Origin of the sequence: Aquabacterium sp. (genome assembly GCF_035476535.1) — a bacterium.
Classification (GTDB): Bacteria; Pseudomonadota; Gammaproteobacteria; order Burkholderiales; family Burkholderiaceae_C; genus Pseudaquabacterium.
In genome coordinates, this window is the sequence record NZ_DATILJ010000223.1 from 1 (window position 1) to 4255 (window position 4255).

Genomic DNA, 4255 nt, shown 5'->3' on the forward strand with positions numbered 1-4255 from the left:
GGCGCTGCAGAAGAAGATGATCCGCATGGCGCTGGAGATGGACAAGATCACCATCACCGCGACGCAGATGATGGAGAGCATGATCGTCAACCCGGTACCCACGCGCGCCGAGGTCAGCGACGTGGCCAATGCCGTGCTCGATGGCACCGATGCGGTGATGACCTCGGCCGAAACGGCCACCGGCATGTACCCGGTGGAGACCATCGAGGCGATGGCCTCGATCGCGCTGGAGGCCGAGCGCGCCGAAGACGTGCGGCTCGACGCCGACTTCACCAACAAGCGCTTCGGCCGCATCGACCAGAGCATCGCGATGGCGGCGCTGTTCACCGCCTACCACCTGGGCTGCAAGGCCATCATCGCGCTGACCGAAAGCGGCTCGACCGCGCTGTGGATGAGCCGACACAACATCCATGTGCCGATCTTCGGCCTGACCGCGCAGACCAGCTCGGAGCGCCGCATGGCGCTGTACCGCAATGTGCGGCCGGTGCTGATGCCCACCCACACCGACCGCGACCAGGCGCTGGCCGATGCCGAGCGCGTGCTGGTGCAGCGCGGTGTGCTGAAGCCGGGCGATACCTACGCCATCACCTGCGGCGAGCCCATGGGCTACCCCGGCGGCACCAACATGCTGAAGGTCTGTCGCGTCGCTTGAGTCGGCCCCTTGGCACCTGCGGTGCCGTCCCCCGAGGGGATCAGGCCGCTTGGGAGCGGCCCTGCGCTGGCCTGACGCGCTGAACTCAGGCGGCTTCCGGCAGCACGGTTTCGCGCACGCTGTCGATCATCGCGGCGACGCGCGGGGTCGTGTTCACCGGCACCAGTTCCAGCTCGGGATGCTGCTGGCCGAAGACGCGGAACAGCTCGTCGGTGAAACCGTGGCCAACATCGGCCAGGCCTTCGAAGTCCAGCTCGACACGGCGGAACTGCGCCAGCCGCGACACCACGCGGCGGGCCTGGGCCCGGGATTCCAGACCGTTCTGGTCCTGCGTGATCAGCTTCAGCGGCACGACCGTGCGGTCGAAGCCATAGCCGGCGCCGTCCAGGCTGTAGCGGCGCAGCACGTCGTCCAGGCTGCGTTCGGTGTCGACACAGATCGCCACGTAGACCGAGGTGCCCCCCCGGCACGCCGGGCGGCTGCGCTGCCACCACTGGTCGCGCTGCCATTCGCGCTGCTGGTAGGCCGCGTCGTTGGCATGCAGGTCGAAGATATCGGCCAGCTTGGCGCTGAAGAACAGGCCGCGGCCGGTGTGTGAATTCGGCTGGCTGGTCAGCTTGCCCTTGGCCAGCTCCAGCATCGCCACCGTCGGGTCGGTGATGTTGAAGCGTTCGGCCACCGCGTTGAACACGCCGCGTCCGTCGTCGGAGACCAGCAGTTGCAGCTGCGTCGGCGTCTGCCGCATCGACACGGTCACGCTGCTGCCGCCGCTGTGGTCGATGGCGTTGTTCAGCAGTTCGGTGAACACATGCTGGCCCATGCGAGCCACATTCGGCTTGAGATCGAAGCGCGCGGCAAAGTCCTGCGCCCAGGGCAGGTCTTCCTGCAGGCCTGCCAGCGCATAGCGACGCACCACCTGGCGCAAGGCCCCGGGGCGGTAGATTGCGCGCCGGGACACGCCGTCGCGCTGCAGCCACTGCGCCTCGACCAGCCGGTTCGCCTGCGTGCGGGCGTGGCTGCGGCTGATGGCCAGCCGCTCGCACAAGTAGGTCGGCAAGTCCTGCGGATGGGCCAGCACGGCCTCGGTGATCCAGGGCGTGATGTCGCTGAGCATGATGCGGGCCATGTGGTGTGTCCTTCCGGCGGCTGAAGCGCGGTCCCAAGTCTGGCCGCCAGTGTCGGCCGTCGCCGCCACACCTTCAGGCCGATAAGCGGGGCAATCCGGCGCCAATTCCTGGCCCTCGCGGCCCACCGGCGCAGGCCGATCCGGGCCCGCGGCTTGCCCCGCGCGGGGGTGCCGGGCATCCATCCCGGCTCGTACAATTCGGCCCGTTACAGCGCGGTTTCTTTCCCCCACTTCGCAGGATCTGCCATGCCTATCGTCTCGATGCGCCAGCTGCTGGACCATGCCGCCGAAAATGGCTACGGCATCCCGGCCTTCAACGTCAACAACCTCGAACAGGTGCAGGCCGTGATGTCCGCCGCCGCGGAGATCGATGCGCCGGTGATCCTGCAGGCCAGCGCCGGCGCGCGCAAGTACGCCGGCGAGGCCTTCATCAAGCACTTGATCCAGGCGGCAGTCGAGAGCTATCCGAAGGTGCCGCTGGTGATGCACCAGGACCATGGCCAGAGCCCCGACGTGTGCCAGGGCGCCATCGAGCTCGGCTTCAGCTCGGTGATGATGGACGGCTCGCTGCAGGCCGACGGCAAGACCATCGCCAGCTACGACTACAACGTCGACGTCACCCGCACCGTGGTCGATATGGCGCACAAGCTGGGCGTCACCGTCGAAGGCGAACTGGGCTGCCTGGGCTCGCTGGAGACCATGAAGGGCGACAAGGAAGACGGCCACGGCACCGAGGCCACGATGACGATGGAGCAACTGCTCACCGACCCCGAGCAGGCCGCCGATTTCGTCAAGCGCACGCAGCTCGATGCGCTGGCCATCGCCATCGGCACCAGCCACGGCGCCTACAAGTTCACCCGCAAGCCAACCGGCGACATCCTGGCCATCGGCCGCATCAAGGAGATCCACCGGCGCATCCCCAACACCCACCTGGTGATGCACGGCAGCTCCAGCGTGCCGCAGGACCTGCTGGCAGAGATCCGCAAGTTCGGTGGCGACATGAAGGAAACCTACGGTGTGCCGGTCGAAGAGATCCAGGAGGCCATCAAGTTCGGGGTGCGCAAGATCAACATCGACACCGACGTCCGCCTGGCCATGACCGCCGCGATCCGCCGCTTCTTCGCCGAGAACCCGAGCAAGTTCGACCCGCGTGAATACCTGAAACCGGCCCGTGAAGCGGCCAAGGCCATTTGCAAGCAGCGCTATGAACAGTTCGGCTGCAGCGGCCAGGGCAGCAGGATCCAGGCGCTGCCACTGGTCACCATCGCGCAGCGTTATGCCAGTGGTGAGTTGTCCCAGGTCGTGCACTGACGAGGGGATGCCACCTCCGATGCTCAGCCCGCCGACGGCGGGCTTTTTCATGCCCGGCGGGCACAATATGCACGTCACCTAGCTGCAGCTTCCGCGATGAACCCGCCCATCAACACGCCGACCCCACCGTCCGACAAGCTGCCCGCTGGCACCTTGCTCGAGTCCCACCTGCACTCGCTGCCGCTGCTGGCACGCGGCAAGGTGCGCGACAACTACGCGGTTGGCGCGGACCGCATCCTGATGGTGGCCTCCGACCGCATCTCGGCCTTCGATGTGGTGATGGGCCAGCCCATCCCCGGCAAGGGCGTGCTGCTGACCCGCATGGCGCTGTTCTGGTTCGACAAGCTCGCGCACATCGTGCCCAACCACCTGACCGGCGAAGCGCCGGAAGGCGTGGTGGCCGCCGACGAGGTGGCGCAGGTGGCGGGTCGCTCGATGCTGGTCAAGCGCCTGCGGCCGCTGCCGCTGGAAGCGGTGGTGCGCGGCTACCTTGCCGGCTCGGGCTGGAAGGAATACCAGCACGATGGCACGGTGTGCGGCGTGCCATTGCCGCCCGGGCTGCACAACGCCAGCCGGCTGCCGGAGCCCATCTTCACGCCGGCCACCAAGGCCGCGATGGGCGATCACGACGAGAACATCAGCTACGCGCAGCTGTGCACCCTCATCGATCCGGCGCTTGCAGACAAAGTACGCAGCATCGCCATCCGGCTGTACGCCGAAGCCGCAGCCTTCGCGCTGACCCGCGGCATCATCATCGCCGACACCAAGTTCGAGTTCGGCCTGGACGAACAGGACCGCCTGGTGCTGATGGACGAGATCCTGACCCCCGACTCATCGCGCTTCTGGCCGCTGGACACCTACCAGGAGGGCGGCAATCCGCCCAGCTTCGACAAGCAGTTCCTGCGGGACTGGCTGGAGACCGCCACAGTGGACGGCAAGCCGTGGGACAAGAGGGCGCCGGCACCGGCGCTGCCCCTCGGGATTGCCGAGGCCAGCGCGAGTCGGTATCAGGCCGCCTTGACCATGTTGACATCGCAAGGGGAGGAAAAGGATGGAGGCGAAGTTACTCGTCGATCTTGACGACCGGATCCGCAACAGCGCCGACCGGGTAGCGTGGGCGCGCGACGTCTGCAGAAAGGCCTCGTACTTCGCGCGGCAAGGAGAGA

General features: G+C 67.1%; 4 protein-coding genes. 3 read left to right on the forward strand and 1 reads right to left on the reverse strand.

From position 1 onward, the window contains the following. Nucleotides 1–652 (forward strand): pyruvate kinase (locus VLK61_RS22025; protein ID WP_325423965.1); only part of this gene is annotated, 652 nt, incomplete at its 5' end. Between the two features lie 85 nt (nucleotides 653–737). On the opposite strand, the gene VLK61_RS22030 is transcribed toward VLK61_RS22025, so the two are convergent. Then, on the reverse strand, nucleotides 738–1778 hold the full coding sequence (locus VLK61_RS22030; RefSeq protein WP_325423967.1) for an ATP-binding protein: 1041 nt from the start codon (nucleotides 1776–1778) through the stop codon (nucleotides 738–740). A gap of 246 nt (nucleotides 1779–2024) precedes the next feature. Between VLK61_RS22030 and fba the strand changes: the two genes are divergently transcribed. Further along, the gene (fba, locus tag VLK61_RS22035; RefSeq protein ID WP_325423969.1) at nucleotides 2025–3089 is read left to right on the forward strand and encodes a class II fructose-bisphosphate aldolase; all 1065 of its coding nucleotides are present in this window, start codon (nucleotides 2025–2027) and stop codon (nucleotides 3087–3089) included. Between the two features lie 96 nt (nucleotides 3090–3185). Then, complete coding sequence (locus VLK61_RS22040) at nucleotides 3186–4169, forward strand: phosphoribosylaminoimidazolesuccinocarboxamide synthase (RefSeq protein ID WP_325423971.1); 984 nt, start codon at nucleotides 3186–3188, stop codon at nucleotides 4167–4169. The last annotated feature ends 86 nt before the right edge of the window (nucleotides 4170–4255 follow it).